The following is a 23,598-nucleotide window of genomic DNA, read 5'->3' on the forward strand; positions in this document are numbered from 1 at the left end:
GGGGGCCCCGAAGCGCAAAAATAACAGTTGGCCTAAGGGATATTGAGGTTAATATGGTGGATAAGGCATCACAGACGACAGAAGCGACCGTCGAGAAAAACGAAGATGCAGCTGATGGGCCGATTGGCGACCCGACCCAGGAGACCGTAAAAAAGATGATCGCCACCGCCAAGGAGCGGGGGTACATCACCTATGACGAGCTGAATGCAAGCCTGCCGCAGGATGAAATGTCTTCGGAACAGATCGAAGACGTGATGACCATGTTATCGGAAATGGGAATTAATGTGATAGACGGCGATGAAGCCGAAGAATATGCCGATGACGACCAGGGGACGTCTTCTCCCGGAGCGAAAAAGTCTGGCAAAAAAGCCGATGCGCCCGATGACGAAGACGAGGACAGTGGCGAGGAAGAGCTTTTCGCCAAGGAAAAGACAACGACTACAGACCGCACCGATGATCCCGTACGCATGTATCTGCGCGAAATGGGCAGTGTAGAACTGCTGTCTCGCGAAGGGGAAATCGCTATCGCCAAACGCATTGAAGCCGGTCGGGAAACCATGATTGCCGGCCTGTGTGAAAGTCCGCTTACGTTCCGTGCTCTGGTCAATTGGGCTCAGCTACTGGACGAAGGCGAAATTTTGCTGCGGGATGTGATCGACCTTGATGCCATGTATGGGCTGGATCCCTCGCAGGAAGAGTCTGCCGACCGTCTGCCGACCTCTTCCGGGGCGGCGGCCAAGGAAGAAGAAGCCAAGGAACAAGGACCCCAGCCGGCCGAGAAGAAAAAGGCCACTGGCGAGGATTATGACGGCGAGGGGGAAGATGGCGAGGATGATGACGATGATGGCATGGACGATGATGCCGAAAACAACATGTCTCTTGCCGCCATGGAAGAGGCCCTGCGTCCCGAAGTCATGGAAATCTTTAACAAGATTCAGCAGAACTACAAGAAGCTGGTTAAATTGCAGGCGGCCCGCCATGACGCAAGCCTGAAAAATGAAAGCCTGTCCACGGTTCAGGAAAACCGGTTCCGCAAGCTGTCCAATGAAATGATTGAGCTGATCAAGCGGTTGCGTCTGAACAATGCCCGCATTGATGCCCTTCTGGAACAGCTTTATTCCCTGAACAAACGCCTGATGGGGCTGGAGGGTAAGATGCTGCGGTTGGCCGAACGTTACAAGATCAGCCGCCAGTCTTTTATTGACAATTATATGGGCCGAGAGCTCGAACCCGGCTGGCTGGACGAAGTGGCGAAACTTCCCGGCAAAGGCTGGGCGGAATTCGCCAGTCGCGAGCGGGAAATTCTCACCAATATGCGTGAGCAGGTCGTAGACATTGCCCAGGAATCCGGGCTCACCATCGGTGAATTCCGCAAAATTGTCAGCATGGTACAGAAGGGCGAAAAGGAAGCCCGCATCGCCAAGAAAGAGATGGTGGAGGCCAATCTGCGGCTGGTGATCTCCATTGCCAAGAAATACACCAACCGCGGTTTGCAGTTCCTGGATCTTATTCAGGAAGGCAATATCGGCCTGATGAAGGCGGTGGATAAGTTTGAATATCGCCGGGGGTATAAATTCTCCACCTATGCCACCTGGTGGATCCGCCAGGCCATCACCCGCTCCATCGCCGATCAGGCCCGCACCATCCGCATTCCGGTGCATATGATCGAAACCATCAACAAGCTGGTGCGTACCGGTCGGCAGATGATGCATGAGATCGGCCGTGAGGCGACGCCGGAGGAACTGGCCGAACGGCTCAGCATGCCGCTGGAAAAAGTGCGCAAGGTGATGAAAATCGCCAAGGAGCCGATCTCGCTTGAAACCCCGATCGGGGATGAGGAAGACAGCCATCTCGGCGATTTCATCGAGGATAAAAACGCCATCCTGCCGGTGGATAGCGCTATTCAGGCCAATCTGCGCGATACCACGACCCGCGTTCTGGCCTCGCTCACCCCGCGCGAGGAACGGGTGCTCAGAATGCGGTTCGGTATTGGCATGAACACGGACCATACGTTGGAAGAAGTGGGGCAGCAGTTTTCCGTCACCCGCGAACGGATCCGCCAGATCGAGGCCAAGGCGCTCAGGAAACTGAAGCATCCGAGCCGCTCGCGCAAGCTGCGGAGCTTCCTGGATACCTGATCATGATCTTTTTAACCTCACAAGGAGGCGCGGATGGGGGTTTTTGAAATGGTGGTGCTGATCGTGCTGATCAGCGTCATTGGCGGTATTATTGGCAAATGGATCAAGGCCAGGGAAAGCGGCGCCCGGTTCGATCTTGACGAACTGGCTCATGATCTGGGGCTGGATGATGGCTATTACGACAAAAAGAAACTCCAGCCCTATCTGGACCGGATCGAGAAGCTGGAAGAACGGGTCCGGGTGCTGGAGCGCATCGTCACGGATAAAAGCCATAACCTGTCTCAGGAAATCGACAAACTGAAATAATCAGGCCTGAAATAATCAGGTTTGAAATAATCCGGTTTGAATAGGGGCGTCGTTTCGAGCGGAAGCGACGCAATCCATGCTGGCGCCTGAGAGGCGCTGCGGCCCTAAACCAGAATAGGCAACCTATTCACAATTCACTCTAAAAATGGAATGGTGGGCCTGGCAGGACTTGAACCCGCGACCAAACCGTTATGAGCGGTCCGCTCTAACCAACTGAGCTACAGGCCCCCACGAAAGAACAGTCTAACGATCATGCTCAATAGCAGATCAGGCGGAAGGGGGGCAAGCGTTAATTCGGGGCGGCCAGGCAAAAAGTGTTTGATGATCTATCGCCGTGAAGTGTCCCTCGTCACGACATGGGGAAAAATGTTATCGCTGGTGCGTTTTGTAATGACAATGACAAAAACAACGCCATTGCGCCTTTCCCTATGGTAAAGACTGATGAGAGTCAGGGGTCAACCTGTTTCAGGCCGGCCTTCTGATGGTAATAGCCGTTGGAAAAATCGGCCGTAATTATGGTGTCTTCCAGCGCCGCTACGGCCGCATCGCCGTCCAGCGCGCCATCCATCCGGTCGCGGAAAATCCGGCAGACTTTCACCATGTCTGTATCATGGGGGGAAAGCCGGAAGCTGCCGATGCCCATATGGGCCATCTCGTCCAGTTCGCGGATCAGGTTGACATAGCTGTGGGACAGGGTCTGAAGCCCGTTAATGGCGAGGAAATGCTGCCCGTCCAGGGTGTCGACGGCGCGCCCGTCCGCATCCTTACCGCAAACATATTGGCAGTTGTCCTTGTGCAGGTTATGGCTGCGGGCATGATAACAGCGTGCGGAGATGGCCAGTGGCAGTCGCCCGAACACCTGTACTTCCAGCTCGGCCCGGGCGGCTCGCGCCAGCATCTCAAGCGAAGGCTTTGGCAGTTCAAAGGGCAGGGTGATCCGTTCCGCGCCGCCGTCTTCAAAATATTTCAGGCTGGCCTCGTTATAGATATTAATAAACGGGCCGATGGCGTGGGGCCGGCCCCGAAGTGCGCTTATGGCAGCAAGGTCATTGGCTTCCACAAGATAATCCGGGCTCGCCGCGATGTCTTTCATGGCCCGCTCCTCCCGGTCGTTCATGATCAGGATCAGGGTCGACAGGATCACCTTTTTGCCGCCCCGTTCCAGCCGGTCGATCACGTCCGGTAGCCAGTCCTGAAAGGGCATGCGTTTGGAACAGACCACTTCGCCCACATGCACGATGTCTACCGGCGCCTCGTCGGCAATGGCGAAATAAAAATCCCGGGCTTTGTCCTTGTCCCAGTTGAACAGCAGCGGGCCAAGGCTCAGTTTTGTTTCCGTCACATCCATTTTTTACTATAGGCTCCTGTGGTGTTGCGGCCGCCTTCCGAGAGATTGCCCATGCCGCTGTCTGCCTCGGCTATTGGTCTCTCTCCCCGGGCGCAGGCGTCTACGGCCCGGCGGAAATTGGTGACCACGTCGCGCACATAGGCCTTGCTGCGCTGGCGGCCTTCGATCTTGAGGGCGCTGACGCCGGCTTCCATGAGGTCGGGCAGAATCCGGGTGGTATCCAGGCTGACCGGCTCCTCGAACAGGTAACCGGCTGTGCTGCCAGCCGAAAATCGCCCCTTGCACAGGGTCGGATAGCCGGCCTGTTCATGATCAGCGAATTTATTGATGGTGAAGCCGGCCAGGGTCGAGGTGAGGCCGTCTGGGGTCTGGACATAGGACACGTGGCTGGCGGGCGAACAGACACCGTTCATATTGGGGGATTTGCCGGTGATATAGGAGGACAGCGAACAACGTCCCTCCGCCATCGGGCACATGCCGCCAAAGGCGAAGACTTCCGTTTCCACGTCGATTTTCTGGTTCAGATCACGAATCTGCGGGACGCTCAGCACCCGGGGCAGCACGACCCGGCGTACCCCGAATTCGCGGGCATAATAAGTGATCGCGGCGGCAGTGGAGGCCGACGCCTGCACCGACAGATGCAGCCGCAGTTTCGGATGAGTTCGCCGGGCATAGTCCAGAAGTCCGATATCGGCGAGGATCAGCGCATCTACCTTCAGCCGGGCGGCATCATCCACGGCCCGGATCCAGGGCTCATAGCGGCCCGCCGTGGCATAGGTGTTGACAGCGAGAAAGACTTTTACGCCCCGTTTATGGGCATACTCCAGCCCTTCTGCCAGCTCCTCGCGGGAAAAATTCAGTCCCGGAAAGTTGCGGGCGTTGGTTTCATCGCGAAATCCCAGATAGACCGCGTCGGCGCCGGCATCGACGGCGGTTTGAAGGGCAGCCGGGGTACCGGCGGGGCAGACCAGTTCCAGTTGTGTCATGAGGCCACCTTTTTATTCAGTCGGTCCAGATGGCTCCGGGTGCGCGTGAGCGCCTTTTCCAGATTGGCGATTTTATCCGCGAGATGCCGATGCTCGGCACTGACCTGTTCCAGGCGCGCCTCCAACGGCGCGGTTACGGCTCTCTCAACAGCGGCCATGTCATGGGTCAGCACCCGATACAGCCTCTTGCCCGCCTGCAGGGCCCGGCCCGCCGGGTACCCGACAGGCCCGAGCGCGGCAATCATTTCCTGCTCCAGGTTGATGTCTTCGCTGTCCAGAGCATTGCGCAGCGTCAGCAGCGCTTCCGTATCCCCCTCGACCGTAATGTCACGGGAAAAAAACAGTGCATCACCGTCCACATGCCCGTCCAGCATGTCCAAAAGCACCATGAGCGCCCCCGAAACCCGCACGTCGCCGTCTTCCTCGGGATCATTGCCGAGAGAGACATCGAGCCGTTCCTCTGCAACCACCAGCCGGATTACATAAGGCAGGTCGAGCGGGCGGATCAGAAAACGCGTGCCTTGGATAGGAGCAAGCCGTTCCAGTGCGCCGGGATGATTCTTTTGCAGCCGGTCAGCGATCTTGTGCAATAACCGCTCCAGCGGCCACCGGGGCAACGGGCGCAATACTATTCCGGCCAGGAGCACGGGGGAAAAAAGGCGAGATTTGTGTGGAGGCATCACTATCACCGTTCTGATTTGGGATCTGGTGACGTGTATAGGACGGAATGTGGGCTGCCGGTTTGATATAAGTCAAGGAAAATGCCCGCTGATCTCAGCGGGGCAGCCGCCGCGCCACCCGCTAGGGATCATTGACAGAAACCGGGGGGGATCTTATATCCGGCTGCAAGAAGGATATGGGCCGGCAAGGGAGTGTCATGTCCTGAATGGCCGGAAACGGCGGGTAAATTATATGAAAGGGTAAAAGATGAGCTGGGTTTATCTGTTTGTGGCGGGGCTTCTGGAAGTGGGCTGGGTCGTGGGCATGAAATATTCCGAAGGGTTCACCCGCCCGGTTATTTCCCTCGCCACCGGTCTGGCCATGTTTTTCAGTTTTTATCTGTTGTCCGCCGCTATGAAGAACCTGCCCATGGGCACCGCCTATGCGGTCTGGACCGGCATTGGCGCGGTGGGCGCCGTGGTGCTGGGCATCCTTCTGTTCGGTGAGGCCATGACCGCGGCGCGGCTGCTCTGTGTCGCGTTGATCGTGTCCGGCATTCTAGGGCTTAAACTGGTGACCAACTCCTGAACCAGACCTGACCGCCAAAATGGGTCAACCTATGCACAATTCACTCTATATCAGAAGGGGGTCATTCGCCCCCTCTGGATCGCCGCCCCCCTTTCCCAAGATATATGGCGCGGGTTCACGATGACGTTTTCCCTTCATTGTTCTTGCCTCCCCTTCCTGCGTCATTGCCCCTTCCTGTGTCATTGCCGCGAAGGCGGCAATCCAGCTCATAAATAAAACGTCTCGCTGGTTTTGGGGAGTTTTTAGCGGACTCTGGGCTCCCGCCTGCGTGGGAGCGACGGAAGAGGGCTTCGGAGCTCGCGATTGTCTGTTTAAATTTTGCTATATGTATGGGATCCGCCATACTGCGGATGTCGGGGAGGCAGGAGGCCTCCTGCCCCCCGATGTGGGCCAGTGCGCCGTCTCGCAATAGGGCTTTTACGCCCGTCGTCATCAAGGCCACTGGTCCGCTTTTCATCCCGCTTGATGTGTTGAGGGGGCTGTAGACGCCCGCAGACAATCCCAAGCCAGAAAAGGATACCAGACCATGACCCAAACCGCCAGTCTTCCCCCGCCTCCCGATCTCGTTTCCGCCCCTTCCGTTTCTGCCCCTCACGTTCCTCATGGTCCCGGGCATCATGGCCCCGTTTCTCATGGCCCCGTGTACGGCTGCGACGTCGGCAAGGACAGCCTCACTGTCGCACGTGACGAGTTTATCTTATCAGGATTCCCTCTAACGCCCCACTTTTTGCATCAGCCGGGCGTAAAACTCGATCATGCTGAAATAATCCCGAACCGGCAGGCGCTCATTGATGCCATGATAGCCGCTGAGCAGTTCCGGCGTCATATGCACATATTGAAAGCGATAGATGTTGTCGGCCACTTGGGTGAGAAACCGGGAATCGGTGGCGGCGGTGACCAGTTGCGGAGTGGTCGCCATCTGTTCCGATCCTGCCGTTTCGAGGATGCTGTCGCGGATGGCATGGAACGCGGCGCTGTTGGTATCGGATACCGGGGACGGGTCAATAAAGTCCTGTTTTTCAATTGTGATCTGGGGGTCGTCAATGACGTTGCGTACCCTTTCGACCACATCATCGCTGGTTTCCCCCGGAATGATGCGGAAATTGATGATGGCGCTGGCCTGTGCGGGAATGACGTTGGATTTTTCCCCGGCGCGCAGGATGGTGGGCGCGGTGGTGGTGCGCATGAAGGGCGACAGGGTTTCATTGTTGCTGAGCGCCACTTTCAGTATGCCTTCCAGAAGATCAAAGTGATGAAAGGCCAGTTTCCTGCCGAACGGCATATAATATTTCAGATTGTCGGCCAGTTTTTCGATATAGTCCATGTGTTGGGGCAGGGGGGTGTCGTAAAGCCGGGTGAGCGCCCGGCTTAAGCGTTCGATACTGGTGTTGTGTTTAGGCATGCTGGAATGACCGCCGGGTCCGTGGGCGGTGAGTTTCAGGTCCAGGTATCCTTTTTCCGCAATGCCAATGAGCGCCACGGGCAAGGACAGATCCGGTAACAGGCCGTCCGAGATGACCATGCCTTCATCCAACACGAAATCCAGCCTGATGCCCTGTTCCTGCAGATGACGGCCGATGGTGGCGGCGCCGCCCTCGGGACTGCCGACTTCTTCGTCATGGCCGAACAGGAAATAGATGGTGCGTTCCGGTTGAAACCCCTGCTGCAGCAGATGTTCCGCGGCCTCCAGTATGGCCATCACGCCGCCCTTGTCGTCCAGCGTTCCCCGGCCCCAGATATACCCCTCGGCCATGACGCCAGAAAAGGGGGGATGGGTCCAGCGATCAGGATAAAGCACCGGCACCACATCCAGATGATTCATCAACAATGCCGGCTTCAGATCGGGGTTGCGGCCCACCCAGGTATAAAGCAGACTGTGTTCGTTAAAGACCTGTTTGCGCAGATTTCGGTGGACCAGCGGAAAAGAGTGTTCCAGAAAGCTATGCAGTTCCCGAAACGGCACCGGATCAAAATCTTCCGGGTTTTGGGGGGAGACGGTCCTGAAGGAAATGGCCCGGGATAAACGGGTCAGTGCTGCGTCCCGGTCCAGCGCTGCCACCGGGGAGGGCGGGGCGGTTTCAGACGACGGCACTTCCGGCGGCGCGAGAAAGCTGACCGGCAACACAAGATAGGCCGCCAAAAGCGCCAGTCCGCCTGTTACAACATAAATCCCCTTTTTCATTTCACTCTCCCACAGTGGAATTTATTCTGCCAGCAAATGTCGGTTGATCAGGATTTTCAGCAGATCGTTGGACAGTTTATGGACTTGTTTGTCCTGTCCTATGATATAGCCGTCGGACATGCACTGATCCTTCATATGTTTCAGCACCCGCTGGCGCAGATGATATTTATCTTCCCGGGTCCGGGCGTCACTGAGGTCCAGAAATGTGCCGTTGATGATCCAGTTGCCGTCCGCCGTGAGAATCTGATGGCAGGGGGCCGGGTTCAGGGTGGAGACAAAGGCGCGGGTGCGTTCCATCTCCCAGGCATGGCCGGCGCTGGGGAAGATGTGGCTGCCGACAGGGGAGCCCGCTTGACGCAGTTTTTGTTCCAGCAGGGCGCAGGCCACCAGATCGTTGGAGCCGTCTTCCGCTCCGCGTAGGCTGTAGAGCGGCGCGCCGGTGGTTTCGGTGGTTTGCAGGTCAAAATGGCAGGGACCATAATAATCCAGATGCAGGGCAAAGGGCGCTACGCCTTCGGCCTGGGTATCATAAATACGCTGGTCCAGGGCGGCGCGGGTGGCCATGCCGCCATAGGAAAACCCCATCACGCCAATGCGATCGGCACGGATGGCCGGGTGGCGGTTGAGAAATTTTAATGCCGCATAGGCATCGGCGACTTCATCCGCATCGGTCACAAGGGTAACCCGTTCCCCGTAAGACGTTACTTCGGTCACCCCCCGGGCTTCATAGGAATGAACGACAAAACCAGCAATGCCCTGAGCCGCCAGTTCCCGGCCATAGGCCATTTCGCGGCTGTCCTGAACACCGCCGCTGCCATGCAGGATCACCATTGCGGGAACGGGATTTTGGAGGGACGCTTGTTTGGGCAGGAACAGGGTTCCCTTGACCGTGGTGGGAACGACGCTGTCATCAGGATAAAGAAGCCATTTATATTCCCCGGGGGTTGTGGAGGAAAAATACAGTTCCCCCTGATCTGCTGGGTTTGGATTTTTCTGTGGGGCGGGATAGGCCGGCAGGGGCGGCAGCAACGGTTTGATGGTGCTTTCTGCGGCGATTGTTGTTGCGTATCCCGCAAGACTTATTGCGACGAGAAACATAAAACGTTGAAGAAGGTGTCCCAACAAGAGCTTTTCCCTTGACTGAAGAGGGGGACGAATCTCCCCTCAAAGGTGGTTAGAAATTCCAAATCAGCTCAACGCCATAGGTCCGGGGTTCGGAATAGTTTTCGACGATCGTATTAAAGAAATCACGAATATTGTCTATGGGCTGTTTTTTGTCGAACAGGTTGCGTCCCCACAAATATATTTCCCAGGTTTCATTGAGCGAGGCCAGCCCGATACGACCGTTGACCAGAGTAATCGGTTCGATATATCCGAAATCGACGCTGTTCCCCATCGCTGTGGTGATGGTTTTTATATTTTCCACCGTTGTGAAATAACCGCTGGAATGAGTGACGTCGCCGCGCAGAAGAAGCTGTGCGTCAAAATCGGGAATGTCGTCAACATATTGTATGCTCACGGCATAATTCCACTCCGGCGCATTGATCAGGTCATTGCCCGCCGCATTGCCGCCGCGACCCAGCGCATCGGGAAAATCATTAAAGGTGGCGTCCAGATACCCGGCGGAAGCCTGAATTTCGAGGCTGTCCAGGGGGCGGTAAATCAGTTCGGCTTCCACCCCCTTGGTTTCCACCTCGGCGGCATTTTTGATGGTGATGGAAGAGCCGTCCCCCAGTTCAATGAACTGATTGACCTGGTAATCATCGAATTTGGACAGAAAAGCCGCCAGATTCAGGATCACCCGGTTGTCCAGGAAATTGGCTTTCAGCCCCAGCTCAAAACTGTCCACGGTTTCCTTGTCAAAATCAATCCCTTCGGCCAGGGTATCGGCGGTGACATAGTCCAGATTGAAACCACCGCTTTTGAACCCCGTGGAATATTTGACATAACTGTTGAAGTTTTCGGTAAATTCATACCCTATACTGAGGGTATGGGACAGATGTTCATCGCTGCGCTCGTCCCGCAGAGTGCCGTCGGTGGAGGCGATGCGGAACAGGCCCGAGGTGCGGCCATCAAGCAGCCAATCCACATCTTTTTCTTCATAAGTATACCGCAGTCCGAAGCCGAGCTGGAGCCGTTCCGTAATGTCATATCCGCCGTTAAGATAGGCGGCGTAGCTGTTGGTTTTTACCGTGCCCTGATTAAAAATGGTGCTGCCATGCACTGGAACCAGGAATCCCAGTCCTGCAGCAATCAGCCCTGGTTCAAACGGGAAAATGTCCTCACCAACCCGGGCGTCGCGCCGGGTGTCGCCGCTTTGGTAAAAATAATACAGGCCCAGGACATAATTCAGCGGCCCTTCGCCCGGGGAAAGCAGCTGAAATTCCTGGGAAAACTGTTTGTAACTGTCGTCATATTCAATGGTGATCCAGTCTGCTACGGCATAATCGGAATCATTGATATAGAAAATCTCGGTTTTGCGATAGGCGGTAATGGATTTGAGGCTGTAGCCATTATCAAACTGGTAATCCAGATTGATATTGCCGCCATAAATGTCCCGGTCTTCAGAAGTATCCGTGCCGGTGTTTGTCACATAGGGATCGGGCGTATCAGACAGGGTAACGGCAAAGGTATCGGTGGACGGTTCGCCGAGAAAGGACAGGCGATCTGAATGAAGACCGTCCACGGCCAGATTCAATTCCAGACTGTCGCTTAGCCCGGCCCGAAGCTGGGCGCGCCAGGCAAAGGAATCCCGGGCATTGAGCTTGTTGCCGGTATGAAGGTTCCTGATATAACCATCCCGGTCCTGTTTGCTCAACGAAATTTTTGCGGCCACTGTTTCGCCAAGTGGCACATTAAGATGGCCCTGAAATTCCCGCGCGTCGAGATTGCCGAGGGCGGCGCTGAACCGACCTTCCAGTTCATCGGTCGGTTTGCGTGAAACCAGGCTGATGGCCCCGGCGACGGTATTTTTGCCGAACAAGGTGCCTTGGGGACCACGCAGTACCTCCATACGCTCCAGATCCACCAGTTCCTGATTGATGGCCGGGGACTGGCCCAGATAGACCCCGTCCAGATAGACCCCCACGCGGGTATCAAAGCCGATGTTGCGGCTGTTGGCGCCGACCCCGCGGATGGTGATGCTTGAGGTAAAGTCTGTTCCCCGGGAGATTTGCAAATTGGGAATGAAGTCGGCCACTTCCCGCAGTTGGGTAATGCCGGTCTGTTCGATATTCTCCTGGCTGAAGGCGGAAATGGCAATGGGGACTTCGGAAATTTTCTGGGCCCGTTTCTGGGCCGTGACCACAATTTCCTCAAAGGCTGATGCAGGGGGCGTTCCCGGCACGGCGGCGTTTTGTGCACTGGCGGGTAAGGCCGTTGCCAGAATAGCGCCAAGCGTGGTCAGGGACATGGTTGTTCCTATGGTGTAGTTCACAGTATTTCTCCCAAAATTTTAACGGATTCTACGCCCTAATTCTTATTTTATCGTTAGTGCCGTCCTGATTTTTTTATCCGAAGTTTTTAGAGGCCATTTCTGGTGCCTGAGGCGCGAAAAGACCATGGCAGGATGCCATAGTCTTTTTCTGTTTCATGTACTAAAACGAACGTTTTTAAGAGGTTATCATGTCAAACTGGAAATGCAACCTCAACCTTTTGTTTTTGAAGATGTATGCTGTAATAAGTTGAGTCGGAAGGAATGTTGCAGCACCATCTGTCCGTCTTCATTGCGGATTTCGGCGGTGATCTGCGGGTCTTCTAGACCCCAATCAATGTAAATCAGGCCAAAATTTTCCCGGTCGTAATACAGGTTGTTAAACCGCCGGTGATTGGGATTAATGCCGGGATAGACGGATGCCTTGAGCCCGCTGGAGGTAAAATCCCAGAGCGGATAGGCCGGCGTCGGCATGTTCCCCGTTTTTGTTACCGGCAGCAGGGAAAATTCACCCCGATGGATGTCGCCGCTGATAAAAAACACACCCTGGGCGCCGGTCGTGTTGATCAGACGGATCAGGCGGGCCCGTTCATGGGGGAACTGGGCCCAGCCTTCCCAGCCGGAGGTGGCCGCGACGAACTGGATGCTGCTGCCGATGATTTTGATTTCAGCGGGCCGGCGCAGTTCCTGTTCCAGCCATTGCCATTGTGTCTCGCTCATAAGGCGGGTGGAAGGATCCGAGAGCGGGCGATAGGGGCCATAACCCATTTTTACCCGCTTGTGAAATTCTTCCTTGGTGTATCCATAGGGCAACCGGTCCCGTTCATAGCGCAAATCAGGCAGGATAATATGCACCCGCTGTCCTGCTGGCCCAAACAGGTAGGAGGTGTAAATGCCGCCCTTGCGGGTGCGTCTTGGCGAGTTGGCCGGTTCTTCAAAAAAATCAAGAAAGATGTTCCGGGCGTCCTGTTTCATGACATAGTGTTTATCTCCGTCATTGACCCCATAGTCGTGATCGTCCCAGATGCCGATCACCGGGGTCCCGCGCCTTAGGGCCTGAAAGCCCGGCTTTTTACCCAGAAGCTCGTAATCCGCGGCCATTTTGTCCATGTTTTCCGTATCCGCATAGACCGTATCCCCCAGGAAGACGAACAGGTCCGGCTCCAGCGCCGCAATGCTGTCCCAGACCGGCTGGTCCATATCCTGTCTGGCGCAGGAGCCGAAAGCAATCATGTCCAGTCGCCGTGAGGAAATGTTATGGTCTGAAAGTGAGGGGGGCGCGGCCAAAGCCGGGGCAGACAGGGGGGCGGTGGGCATCGCGCCGGATAAAAACAGCGCGGAAGCGCCAAGCGTGAAGTGGCGTCGGGAGAGTTTGAGGGCCATTTGTCTTAATCCTTTTCCATAAACATGAAAAAGGAAGGCGGCCACAGCCGCCTTCCGGTTGAGATGTTGTGTCTTAGAATTCGTAGCGCAGACCCAGACGGATCTTCCACAGGGACGCCAGCGTGTCGGTGGTCTTTTCCCCTGCTGAACTGTTCAGGTTGCTGTAGACATATTTGCCGGTTGCCGGATCAATCACGGTACTGACCACTGGCTGGACATAATGGAATGGGGTATAGTCATATCGGCCCCAGTCATTGTTCAGCAGGTTGGTCAGATTCTGGATGTCAAAGGTGAACACCCCGCGGTGTCCTTCTGAGAAACCGGGCAGTTCCTGACTGAATCTGAAGTCAACCGTGGTCACCCAGGGATCGTTGAAGGCGTTGCGCGGCGCAATCCTGCCGCGGTATTTGTCCAGACCGCTTTCCTGGATAAAGACGTTCAGTTCTTCCCAGCTAATGCCGTCCAGAAGGACATCATTTTCATCGACCGGTACGTAAAACAGCTGGCTGTCACGGTAATTATCCGGGTTGCCAAAGGTGGAATTGCCGTCAAAGGTATAACTGAACGGCCGGCCGGACTGGCTGGTGAACAGCAGACCAAAGCGGCTTTCCAGGTCTTTCACAAGTTCGGTACGGTAATTGATGTTAAAAATGAACTTGTGTTTAATTTCGTAGTTGGAGGTGGCGAGCGCCGGGAAATTCGGGTCGCTGAAGGCCAGTTTGGCATAGTTGGAGGATGCGGTGGAACTGGTGCCCGGATTGACATCCTTGGCATCGGTATTGGTATAGGAAAAGAAGAAGTCGAGGCCGTTGTCATATTCCTTTTGCAGTGACACGACAAATACCGTGCTTTCCCCGTCTTCGGAATTGGTCAGTCCGATATGCTGGTCGCCGCCGTTGCAGATGCTGGAATAGATCGGCCGGCCGTCGGGTGCCGTATCGCTTTTTTCAATACAGATATCTACCCATTTGGTGCCTTTATCCGTACGGCTTAACAGGGCCTCTGCGGTGAGATGATAACCATCGCCCAGAGCCCCGAGATCAAGGGTATACTCCGCAGCCAGATTAAATTTCCAGGCCCGGGGCACCTCAAAGCCGGGATCAATATAATTGACATCGCCGGAGGCGTCGCCGCTGCTGATGGCGTCCAGTGCCTCTTGCGGCAAAGTAAACCCGTCCACATTGCTCACCCCGTCACTATCCCGGTAGCTGACAATGGTGACGCCATCGTTGGAATAGCTGTTGGAAATCCACACATTGGGATTGCCGCCGCTGAACAGGCCCGCGCCCCCGCGCAAGGTAAGCCGTTCCGTGGCCATATAGTTGAAGCCGAAACGGGGCATGAGAATATCCAGCCCGTCAATGGTTTCATTATTGGCAAAACCATGCAGGTCCACAAAGTCCTGATTGAGGCGCGGGGTGTCGCTGGTGCTATAGCGTTCATAGCGCAATCCAAACATCATGGTCAGCCGTTCGTTCAGGTCCCAGCGATCCTGAAGATAAATGGTGTCAATGGCATAGCCGAACGCGGCGGCGCCGTCATTGGCGTCATTGCTGAAGGCGTTGTTGTAGCTTAGTGAGGCAGCGTTGCGGTTCCTGAAATCTTCAATGCTGTCAAAAACATAGGATCCTTTGCTACCGGGCACGAACAGGTTGAAAATATCCAGCATCTCCCGCTCATAACCGCCGGAAATTTCATGGGCGTCCAGATAATAGGTGCCGGCCAGCTTGATCTGCCAGGTGTCATTTTCCAGATCGTTGGCATGGCGGTAAAAGTCCGGCCCGAGATAGACATCGCCGCCCTCAGGCGTGCTGATCTGCATCAGTGCAAAATCATTGCCGGTCATGCTTTCCTGCCGGGTTTCAACGTCCTTGTAGGAGACCCGGACCTCCGTAGAGAAATTCTCGGACCAGTCGGAAAAAACCTGTAATGCATAGGAGTTCATTGTTTCGGTCTTATTGTACCAGTTGGACAACAGGCCGTAGCGGCCGCGCGAGGCCGAGGTGTTCTGCGGGTTGATGTTGTTGCCTTCAGCGCGCTGATAGGTGAAGGCCAGGCGGTGATCATCATTCAGGTTCCAGTCAATTTTGCCGAAGACTTTTTCATCCGTTTCGTCAAGGCTGCGGGCATTTTCATAAGACCCGGGATCGTAGTCATAGACCTCTTGGGCAATCGAGATGATCTCATCCACATCGGCCTTTGATACATTATTGATGCTGTTGGCGAATCCGGCCCCCTCCGGTCCACTGTCAAACGGTTCCGTGGCTTCCAGCTTTTCATAGCCCAGCATAAAAAACAGCTTGTCTTCAATGATCGGGCCGCCAAAGGTGGCGCCGTATACTTTTTCCTCGAAGGTCAGCATTTGGTCTTCGCCGTCCAGCTCACTGCCGGTGAGGCTGTCATCGCGGTAATAGAACCAGGCGGATCCATGATAATCATTAGTGCCGGATTTGGTCACCACATTGATGTTGCCGCCCTGGAAACCGCCATATTCCACATCAAAGGGGGCGGCATTGACGGATAACTGGTCGATTACGTCGAGGATAATGGGGCTGCGCTGGGTCGGATAACCGCCGTTATTGAGGCCGAAATCGTCATTTTGTTTCACGCCGTCAATGGTCAGGCTGTTGAAGCGGTTATTGCTGCCGGCGATGCTGATGGCGTTGCTGTTGGTGGGATCGACGGTGACAAGAGGGTCAATGCGCACATAATCGTGCAGATCACGGCTGGTGGCCGGAATGCCTTTACGGCGGTCTTCATCGATCATTGTCGCCATGCCCATTTTGATCTGCTGGCTCTGGGCGGCAGCGGTTACGATGATTTCCTCCAGGGGGGTGGCTTCTACAGTAATTGTTACGGTGGATGCTTCGCCCAGTGTCAGGAAGACATTGTCTTCCCGGCCATTGCCGGACGGAGCTTCCACAAGCACGCTGTACGGACCGCCCACCCTTAGCCCAGCGGCGCTGAAATGGCCGTTGCTGTCTGTGGTCAATACCTTTTTGGTGCCGGAGGGGAGATGGGTGATGGTGACGGTGGCGTCGGCAATGGCCGATTGGGCGGGAGTGAGTACGGTGCCCTGCAGGCGGGACGTGGTTTCCACGGCCTGGGCCTCAAGGCTCAGTGTAGCCGCAGAAAGCAGGGCCAGGGACAAGGCTGTAGATGACCTGAAAAATGAAGAACGCTGTTTGAAGAAAGACATTTTCTTCCCCTCTGTCAGATAGTTAATAACGTCGGTAAATAATGTGACTGGATGTCGGGGTGTGACTTTTAGATATATATGTTGCAGTGCAATGAAAGCTGTGTGGAGCTTTTATGACAAGCGTGCGGGGCCGAAACAGGAAAAGTTGAAACGGGGGCTCTTTTAGGGGACCACCCCGAAAGGGTCTGAAATGTTGGCTCAAAAAAAAGCCCCGGCGGGTGAGACCGGGGCAGTGGAAGATATCAGGAGTTAAGCTCCCAATATAGGAACAGCGTTACTGGTTGTTTCGGCGGCGCAGGTGAATGCTGGCGAAGATCATGAGACCTGCTAGGCCAAGGCCGATCCAGAAAGACGGGAGGGTTGCAGTCTTAAGTATTTCCAAACTGTTCAGGATGGTGAAATATTCCACATCGCCGAGTGTGACGTAACGGAACAGAAGCTCACCGCCAAGGTGGTTGTCCAGCCATTCCATCAGATAGGAATGGTCGTAAAAAATGGCTTCAATGATCGTGATGACGACAACCGGCAGCACCGCGGTGAGAAACGGGGTGCGTTTGGCATAGGCCGAGGCCAGAATGAGGTAAGCAAATACCGGCAGGGCCCACAGGCTGTACATCAGTACAATCACCAGTTCATTCAGAAACAGGGTCGGCAGGTTGAGTGGCGCCCAGAACAGTTCCCATGCGCTATAGGGAGTGCCCAGGGTGAAAAGACTGAGCAGCACAAGGATGACCAGCTGTGTCAAAAAGATAAAAAGCAGGGCGACCAGCGGGGTAACAAAAACATTGCTGACGATTTTGGACAGGACCGTCTGGTGATCGGAGACGGGCATGGACTTCCAGAAAAGAATGCTGTTGTCCTGACGTTCGTCATACAGGCTGCTGAGGCTGTTGGAAATCATCACGATCCATGTGCCAAGGCCAATGATGAAGCCCATGGAGATAACCAGTTTGGACATGGCTTCACCACGCCGTTCCATGGAAAGCCCGGACAATTCCTCAAGCAGGAAGCTGGAGACCGCCAACCCTTCATTGGAGATGCTGATCTCGCCGTCGCTAATATGAATGTTACTATAGAACAGGGCAAACAGCGCCAGCGCAACGGATAGGCCGGCGCCCACCATCGGCCAGTAGAACATGCTGCGGCGGTTTTCCCAATACTCCCGGATCAGCAAGGTCTTGAATGGGCTGTATCCGGTGATTTTCAGCAGCGCGGGGGTCATGGTTTTTCTCCGAATCCTTGTTTTAATGGTTGTCTCGGTCATGGTCTTCAGGCCAGATCGCAACTGTCCAGATGGCAAAACACCACGCGGTCATTGGCCTGTTGGGGGGTCAGCCCCGCCCGGGAGGTGTCCTGCCGGGCGGCATTCAGGGTCAAAAGACCCATAATGCCAATTAGGAGCAGCAGGGCCGCAAGCGCGGTATTGACCAGGGCATGGTTGACAGGGGAGTCCCGCCGCGGTCCATATCGTGGCGTTTTGGGGGCCGGGCGGAGCGGGCGACGATGAACCGCCGGTGTCTGGACCAGTCCCAGAAAGGTGCCAGGGTCGGTTTGAGTGGTAAAGATACGGATCACGGTAGATCTCCTCGCTGGCGGTTCCCGGTCTGCGCCTTAGGACTGCAGGGTCCGGGAAGACGTTATGTCTCTTTGGGTTTCATATTTACTTTGCAGACTGGAGGCGCCGGCGATGGTCGCCACGATCAGCAGGCTGCTGAGCGCGACGGTGGTCAGCACCTCACGGCTGTGTCGCTGTAAATTCGCCAGAGTGCGCCGTTTTGCACGTTTGGGCAGGGGCCGCTGGCGGGTTTTTCCTGTCATGCGAGCCGTCAGGCCCAAAAAGCTCTGAGGGTCGATATTGTCGGTAAAAAGGGTTGTCATGGCTCTTCTCGCTTTCAGTGTGTTTAAACGGGGGACTGCGTTTCATTCATCAGGGTGACAAACAGGTCTGAAAGGGACAGACGGGAAATGTCACCAAGATCTTCAAGTTCTTGCCGCGGGCGGCCGTGAAAAATCATACTGGTGCGCCCCAGGGTTGTGCGTTCGCTCACTGGCTCCAAGGCCCGGGCAGCGTCCAGATTTTCGCGCCTTGGATGCAGAATCAGCCAGCTTTCGGCAATCTGTTCCATGGTTGCGGCCTGCAAGATGCGGCCCTCGCGGATGAAAATGACATCGGTCAGAAGATTTTCGATTTCATCCACCTGATGGGTGGTAATCAGAATGGTTCTTTCCTCGTCATAATAATCTTCCAGCAACTGGTGATAGAATTTCTTGCGGTTCAGGATATCCAGCCCGAGGGTTGGCTCATCCAGAACCAGGAGTTGGGCGTCAATGGCCATCACCAGCGCCAGATGGACTTGAACGATCATGCCTTTGGACAGCTGACGGATTTTTTTCTCCAGGGAAACCGCCGTGCCGTTGAGAAAATCCAGCGCCTTGTCGCGATTGAACCCCGGATGTACGCCTTCGACAAAGTCTATCGTCTCACACACCTTCATCCATTTCGGCAGGGTTGCCACATCGGAAATGAAACAGACCTGTTTCATCAGCGCATTGCGTTCGCGGTACGGATCAAAGCCCAGGACGTTTAAGTCGCCGTCATAATCCGTCAGTCCCAGAATGGTGTTGATCAGGGTGGTTTTACCGGCCCCGTTCGCCCCAATGATTCCGGTGATTTGACCCTTGTGAATGTCGAGGTCAATGCCCTTCAGGGCCTCAAAAGAGCCGTAGGATTTTTTCAGATTGCGGGCGGTTATCAGCGTTGTCATGGTTCGGTCCCTGTTTATTCTTGTGAGGTGTCTTTGTCAGTAATGGCGCTTTCCGCGACCAGGCGGTCTAGATCAAGCCCCAGGCGGCGAATGCGTTGTAGAATTTCCGGCCATTCGGTGGTCAGGAACTTTTCCTGTTCTGCCTGTAGTAATTTGTTTCTTGCGCCTTCAATGACAAACATGCCAAGACCTCTTCTTTTTTCGACCAGTCCTTCATCCACCAATTCGCTATAGGCTTTGGAGGCGGTGATCGGGTTGATTTGATATTCTACGGCCACCTTGCGGACGGAGGGGAGGGCTTCTCCCTCGCCAAGGGTGCCTTCCATGATCATGGTGCGCACCTGCTCCTTCAGCTGAAGGTAAATGGGTTGATCATTTTTCCACTGTTCTGCCACGGGCCTATTCCAATCCTATTCGGGTTCAGTGTGGTAACAACTGTTTTACTGTTGTGGTGTTTAAGTGTTGTAGTCATATATAACACTAAATCATTATTTGTCAAACAACATTTGGGCATTTTTTATTATTCCTTTATTATCAACACTTTAAAATGATATTGTTTTTGGTGGTGGTGTGTTATAGCCTGAATGAAATAGCAATTTCAGGTCGATTCAGGTGAGGATGCCGTGACAAAATCAGAAAAATACGACTCCGTGATCCGGGAAATCCTTGCGGTGATCGAAGGGGAAAATAATCTCATTGCGAAAATGGCCACCATAAGCTGTCTTCTGGCGCAGGCGTTTGACAGTTATTACTGGACCGGCTTTTATCTGGTGGATGCCGAAAAAGAGGGGGAACTGGTGATTGGCCCGTATCAGGGCACGCTGGGATGTCTGCGAATCCCTTTTGGCAAAGGGGTCTGTGGCGTTGCGGCGGCAACGGGGGAGACCCAGCTTGTCGAAGATGTGCATGCCTTTCCCGGTCATATTGCCTGTGACAGCCGCTCCAATTCGGAAATTGTTGTGCCGGTGAGGGATGCCAGGGGCGAACTGGTTGCGGTTTTTGATGTGGACAGTACCGAATTTGCAGCGTTTGATGCGGTGGACCGGGAAAAGCTGGAATATCTGGTCTGCGAGGCCTTCGGGAAATGAATGGAAATGAATGAACGGAAATGGCATGGCGCTGATTCTTCTCACCCTGGTCATCCTTTATTTTCTGCTGATTCTGATCCGCAGTTTTTCTTTCATTGACAACAACCGTGTACAGAAAAAGGTGCTGGCCAGGACGGCGTTGCTGGCAATGATGGTGCCGTTAGGGCTGGTCGTCGGCGCTCTGCTTGAACGGCAGGGCCTGATGGGGGCCGTGAATTTTATCGGCTGGACCCTGTATCTGTTTGTACCCTATATCGCGCGCCTGCTCATATACGGGATTGTCTATATCTTTCGCGACCGGAAAAACCCTGGTGCTCTACTCTGAACCTGACAAGGTTTAGTTCTTCCAGGTTTTGACAGATCCGTTTTTACGCGGCATGCTCTGCAACATGATATTTCCAGGGGATACTTCATGATGAAAAAAATGCTTTTTGGGCTGATTGCGGCCCTGTCCTTTACACACGCGTTTTCTGTCTGTGCCTTGGCAGAAGAACCACAGGCCGCAACGCCTGCGCGTCTGATTGTCATCAAGGCCGGGCATCTGATTGATGTGGAAAAGGGCCGGGTTCTTGAGGACATGATGATTGTGGTGGACGGTAACAGGATCAAACAGGTGGTCAGTCAAAAGGCCAAAATGGCGCTTCCTGAGGAGGCCAAAATCATTGATCTCGGGCCCGAGGCCACGTTGATGCCGGGGCTGATGGACAGTCATGTGCATCTGATCGGCTCGCCCATCTGGGGATATGATCAGTTACAGCATTCCGTGGCGCGCCAGACGGTGTATGGTGTCGCCAATGCCAGAAAAACGCTGATGGCCGGCTTTACCACGGTGCGCAATCTGGGCGCGCCGGGGTTTGCGGATGTGGCGCTCAGGGATGCCATTAACGCAGGGGACGTGCCGGGGCCGCGCCTTCTGGTGTCCGGTCCCTCGCTTAGCATCACAGGCGGGCATTGTGACAACAACATGCTGCCCTATGATTATAACGATGTGGCCGAAGGGGTGGCCGATGGCCCCTGGGCCGTGCGTCAGAAAGTCCGCCGCAATATCAAATACGGCGCTGATGTGATCAAATTCTGCGGCACCGGCGGGGTGTTTTCCAAGGGCACCAGGGTGGGGGCCCAGCAATTCACCCTGGAGGAAATGAAAGCCATGGTCGAAGAGGCCCATATGGCCGGCCGCAAGGTGGCGGTCCATGCCCATGGGACCGAAGGCATTAAGTCCGCCATCCGGGCCGGGGCCGACAGCATCGAACATGTCAGTTATCTGGATGAGGAAGGCATCAAACTGGCGCTCAAGCACGGGACCTGGTTTTCCATGGACATCTATAATGATGACTTCATTTTACAGGAAGGCGCCAAGCACGGCATGACCGAAGAATCCCTCGCCAAGGAACGAGCGCTGGGCCTGCGCCAGCGCCAGAGTTTCGAACGCGCGGTCAAGGCCGGGGTGAAAATGTCCTATGGGACCGATGCCGGTGTCTATCCCCATGGGGGCAACGCTAAACAGATGGCGAAGATGGTGGAATGGGGCATGACGCCAATGCAGGCCGTGCAAACCGCCACCCACCATACCGCTACTCTGTTCGGGTTGGACCATGAGCTTGGCCTGCTGAAAAAAGGGTATCTGGCGGACATCATCGCGATCCGCGGCACCCCGCTCAAGGATCTTTCTCTGTTTGAGCAGGTCGGGTTTGTGATGAAAGATGGCGTTGTGTATAAAAACACGCTGAATTGACCGCAAAGCCGCCGTAAGGTCTTGTTCCTTGCCCTCTCATTGGGTATGAGAGGGCAAGCTATTTTTTATATGAGGAACTTCGCAACATGGCATCTTATCAATACAGTTTTGTGATGAAAGGTCTCAGCAAGACCTATCCCGGTGGCAAACAGGTGCTGAAAGACGTGACGTTGTCTTTCCTGCCCGGTGCCAAGATTGCCGTGATCGGGGTCAATGGGGCTGGTAAATCCACGCTCATGAAGATCATGGCCGGCATTGATAAGGAATTTACCGGCGAGGCCTGGGCCGCGGACGGCGTAAAAGTGGGGTATCTGCCGCAGGAACCGCAGCTGGACCCGAGCAAGAATGTGTTCGAGAATGTCATGGAAGGCATGGGCGAACTGAAACGGCTTGTGGACCGGTTCGAGGAAATCAGTCTGAAATTTGCCGAGCCGCTGGATGATGAAGAAATGAACGCGCTGATCGCTGAGCAGGGCGAATTGCAGGAAAAAATTGATGCGGCCGATGCCTGGGACCTGGACAGCAAGGTGGAACTGGCGATGGATGCCCTGCGCTGCCCGCCGGGGGAGGCGGAGGTCAGCAAGCTGAGCGGCGGAGAGCGCCGCCGGGTGGCATTGTGCCGGCTGTTGCTGGAAAAGCCGGATATTCTTCTTCTGGACGAGCCGACCAACCATTTGGATGCGGAAAGCGTGGCTTGGCTGGAACGCCATCTCCAGGATTATGCCGGTACCGTCATTCTGGTGACCCACGACCGTTATTTCCTGGACAATGTGGTGGGCTGGGTGCTGGAACTGGACCGGGGCCATGCCTACCCGTTTGAGGGCAACTATTCCGCCTGGCTGGAAATGAAGGAAAAACGCCTGCAGCAGGAAGCTAGGAGCGAACAGGCCCGTCAGCGCACCCTGAAACGCGAACTCGAATGGATTCGCCAGAGTCCGAAGGCGCGTCAGGCCAAAAGCAAGGCGCGGATTAAGGCTTATGACGAGCTTTTGGCGCAATCAAAAGAGCGCCGCCCCGACAGCGCCCAGATCATGATTCCTGTGGGACCCCGACTTGGCCAAGTGGTGATTGAGGCCGAAAATCTGACCAAAGCGTATGGCGACAAGCTGTTGTTTGAGGGACTGAATTTCAAACTACCGCCGGGCGGGATCGTCGGCGTAATCGGGCCTAACGGCGCCGGGAAAACCACACTGTTTCGTATGATTACCGGTCAGGAACAGCCGGATTCCGGGGCCCTGCGTTTGGGCGAGACGGTACAGCTTGGTTATGTGGACCAAAGCCGCGACGCGCTGAATGATAACAAGACCGTATGGGAAGAAATTTCTGAAGGCCTGGATGTGTTTGATTTCAACGGCCGGGAAGTCTCCACCCGGGCTTATGTGAGCAATTTCAACTTCAAGGGGTCGGATCAACAGAAAAAGGTCGGACAGCTTTCCGGCGGGGAACGCAACCGGGTCCATATGGCCAAGATGTTGCGCAAACCGGCCAATGTGCTGCTGCTGGACGAACCAACCAACGATTTGGATGTGGAAACCCTGTCCGCCCTGGAAGCTGCGCTGGAGGATTTTGCGGGCTGCGCCGTGATCATCTCCCACGATCGTTTCTTCCTGGACCGGATTGCCACCCATATCCTGGCCTATGAAGGCAATTCCCAGGTGGTGTGGTTTGAAGGTAATTATCAGGAGTATGAAGCGGATCGTCGCCGGCGTCTCGGGGCGGAAGCCGATCGGCCCCATCGTCTGCAATATAAAAAGCTGACCCGTTAGAGTGAATTGAGCCACCCTATT

The 23,598-nt window shown here is 55.1% G+C and carries 20 protein-coding genes and 1 tRNA gene; 7 read left to right on the plus strand and 14 right to left on the minus strand.

Annotation, left to right across the window (positions count from 1 at the left end; genetic code table 11):
* Positions 1 to 53: 53 nt before the first annotated feature.
* Complete coding sequence (gene rpoD / locus FE788_RS03295) at positions 54 to 2,138, plus strand: RNA polymerase sigma factor RpoD (RefSeq protein ID WP_138379302.1); 2,085 nt, start codon at positions 54 to 56, stop codon at positions 2,136 to 2,138.
* A 33-nt stretch (positions 2,139 to 2,171) separates the two neighbouring features.
* Positions 2,172 to 2,444, plus strand: a complete 273-nt coding sequence (locus FE788_RS03300; protein WP_138379303.1) for a hypothetical protein — start codon at positions 2,172 to 2,174, stop codon at positions 2,442 to 2,444.
* A 151-nt stretch (positions 2,445 to 2,595) separates the two neighbouring features.
* On the opposite strand, the gene FE788_RS03305 is transcribed toward FE788_RS03300, so the two are convergent.
* The 4 genes from FE788_RS03305 to ubiT all read right to left on the minus strand — a co-directional run bounded on the left by FE788_RS03305 (position 2,596) and on the right by ubiT (position 5,458).
* Positions 2,596 to 2,672 (minus strand) — tRNA-Ile (locus tag FE788_RS03305).
* Positions 2,673 to 2,892: 220 nt separating this feature from the next.
* Positions 2,893 to 3,792 (minus strand): ubiquinone anaerobic biosynthesis protein UbiV, encoded by a 900-nt coding sequence (gene ubiV / locus FE788_RS03310; RefSeq protein WP_138379304.1) that lies wholly within the window; start codon positions 3,790 to 3,792, stop codon positions 2,893 to 2,895.
* Positions 3,783 to 4,778: a ubiquinone anaerobic biosynthesis protein UbiU gene (gene ubiU, locus FE788_RS03315; RefSeq protein WP_138379305.1), complete on the minus strand. Its 996-nt coding sequence runs from the start codon at positions 4,776 to 4,778 to the stop codon at positions 3,783 to 3,785. The genes ubiV and ubiU overlap by 10 nt, the downstream gene beginning before the upstream one ends.
* Positions 4,775 to 5,458 carry a ubiquinone anaerobic biosynthesis accessory factor UbiT gene (ubiT, locus tag FE788_RS03320; RefSeq protein ID WP_138379306.1) on the minus strand — a complete coding sequence of 228 codons (684 nt, stop codon included), beginning with the start codon at positions 5,456 to 5,458 and terminating at the stop codon, positions 4,775 to 4,777. Before ubiT ends, ubiU begins: the two co-directional genes overlap by 4 nt.
* Before the next feature lie 247 nt (positions 5,459 to 5,705).
* Here ubiT and FE788_RS03325 point away from each other — a divergent pair, with 247 nt between their 5' ends.
* A complete protein-coding gene (locus tag FE788_RS03325) occupies positions 5,706 to 6,026 on the plus strand; it encodes a DMT family transporter (protein WP_138379307.1) in 321 nt (106 codons plus the stop codon).
* 712 nt (positions 6,027 to 6,738) lie between these two features.
* Here FE788_RS03325 and FE788_RS03330 read toward each other — a convergent pair.
* From FE788_RS03330 to FE788_RS03375, 10 genes are all read right to left on the minus strand, one after another.
* Positions 6,739 to 8,208 carry a M20 family peptidase gene (locus tag FE788_RS03330; protein ID WP_138379308.1) on the minus strand — a complete coding sequence of 490 codons (1,470 nt, stop codon included), beginning with the start codon at positions 8,206 to 8,208 and terminating at the stop codon, positions 6,739 to 6,741.
* Between the two features lie 21 nt (positions 8,209 to 8,229).
* Positions 8,230 to 9,333, minus strand: coding sequence for a dienelactone hydrolase family protein (locus FE788_RS03335; RefSeq protein WP_138379309.1), 1,104 nt, complete (start codon positions 9,331 to 9,333; stop codon positions 8,230 to 8,232).
* Between the two features lie 49 nt (positions 9,334 to 9,382).
* On the minus strand, positions 9,383 to 11,644 hold the full coding sequence (locus FE788_RS03340) for a TonB-dependent receptor (RefSeq protein WP_210414116.1): 2,262 nt from the start codon (positions 11,642 to 11,644) through the stop codon (positions 9,383 to 9,385).
* 210 nt (positions 11,645 to 11,854) lie between these two features.
* Positions 11,855 to 13,024 carry an alkaline phosphatase D family protein gene (locus FE788_RS03345; protein WP_138379310.1) on the minus strand — a complete coding sequence of 390 codons (1,170 nt, stop codon included), beginning with the start codon at positions 13,022 to 13,024 and terminating at the stop codon, positions 11,855 to 11,857.
* Positions 13,025 to 13,097: 73 nt separating this feature from the next.
* A complete protein-coding gene (locus FE788_RS03350; protein WP_138379311.1) occupies positions 13,098 to 16,223 on the minus strand; it encodes a TonB-dependent receptor in 3,126 nt (1,041 codons plus the stop codon).
* A 274-nt stretch (positions 16,224 to 16,497) separates the two neighbouring features.
* Positions 16,498 to 17,445, minus strand: coding sequence for a hypothetical protein (locus tag FE788_RS03355; RefSeq protein ID WP_138379312.1), 948 nt, complete (start codon positions 17,443 to 17,445; stop codon positions 16,498 to 16,500).
* Between the two features lie 47 nt (positions 17,446 to 17,492).
* Positions 17,493 to 17,798 (minus strand): hypothetical protein, encoded by a 306-nt coding sequence (locus FE788_RS03360; protein ID WP_138379313.1) that lies wholly within the window; start codon positions 17,796 to 17,798, stop codon positions 17,493 to 17,495.
* 36 nt (positions 17,799 to 17,834) lie between these two features.
* Complete coding sequence (locus FE788_RS03365) at positions 17,835 to 18,101, minus strand: hypothetical protein (protein ID WP_138379314.1); 267 nt, start codon at positions 18,099 to 18,101, stop codon at positions 17,835 to 17,837.
* Between the two features lie 23 nt (positions 18,102 to 18,124).
* Positions 18,125 to 18,988: an ABC transporter ATP-binding protein gene (locus tag FE788_RS03370; protein ID WP_138379315.1), complete on the minus strand. Its 864-nt coding sequence runs from the start codon at positions 18,986 to 18,988 to the stop codon at positions 18,125 to 18,127.
* A gap of 14 nt (positions 18,989 to 19,002) precedes the next feature.
* The gene (locus FE788_RS03375; RefSeq protein ID WP_138379316.1) at positions 19,003 to 19,383 is read right to left on the minus strand and encodes a GntR family transcriptional regulator; all 381 of its coding nucleotides are present in this window, start codon (positions 19,381 to 19,383) and stop codon (positions 19,003 to 19,005) included.
* 228 nt (positions 19,384 to 19,611) lie between these two features.
* On the opposite strand from FE788_RS03375, the gene FE788_RS03380 reads away from it, so the two are divergent.
* The 4 genes from FE788_RS03380 to ettA all read left to right on the plus strand — a co-directional run bounded on the left by FE788_RS03380 (position 19,612) and on the right by ettA (position 23,577).
* Positions 19,612 to 20,076, plus strand: coding sequence for a GAF domain-containing protein (locus FE788_RS03380; RefSeq protein WP_210414117.1), 465 nt, complete (start codon positions 19,612 to 19,614; stop codon positions 20,074 to 20,076).
* A gap of 25 nt (positions 20,077 to 20,101) precedes the next feature.
* A complete protein-coding gene (locus FE788_RS03385) occupies positions 20,102 to 20,401 on the plus strand; it encodes a hypothetical protein (RefSeq protein ID WP_138379317.1) in 300 nt (99 codons plus the stop codon).
* 90 nt (positions 20,402 to 20,491) lie between these two features.
* On the plus strand, positions 20,492 to 21,811 hold the full coding sequence (locus tag FE788_RS03390) for a Xaa-Pro dipeptidase (RefSeq protein WP_425462973.1): 1,320 nt from the start codon (positions 20,492 to 20,494) through the stop codon (positions 21,809 to 21,811).
* 86 nt (positions 21,812 to 21,897) lie between these two features.
* The gene (ettA, locus tag FE788_RS03395; protein ID WP_138379319.1) at positions 21,898 to 23,577 is read left to right on the plus strand and encodes an energy-dependent translational throttle protein EttA; all 1,680 of its coding nucleotides are present in this window, start codon (positions 21,898 to 21,900) and stop codon (positions 23,575 to 23,577) included.
* Positions 23,578 to 23,598 lie beyond the last annotated feature (21 nt).

The sequence above is a fragment of the Luteithermobacter gelatinilyticus genome (assembly GCF_005849285.1).
Classification (GTDB): Bacteria; Pseudomonadota; Alphaproteobacteria; order Sphingomonadales; family Emcibacteraceae; genus Luteithermobacter; species Luteithermobacter gelatinilyticus.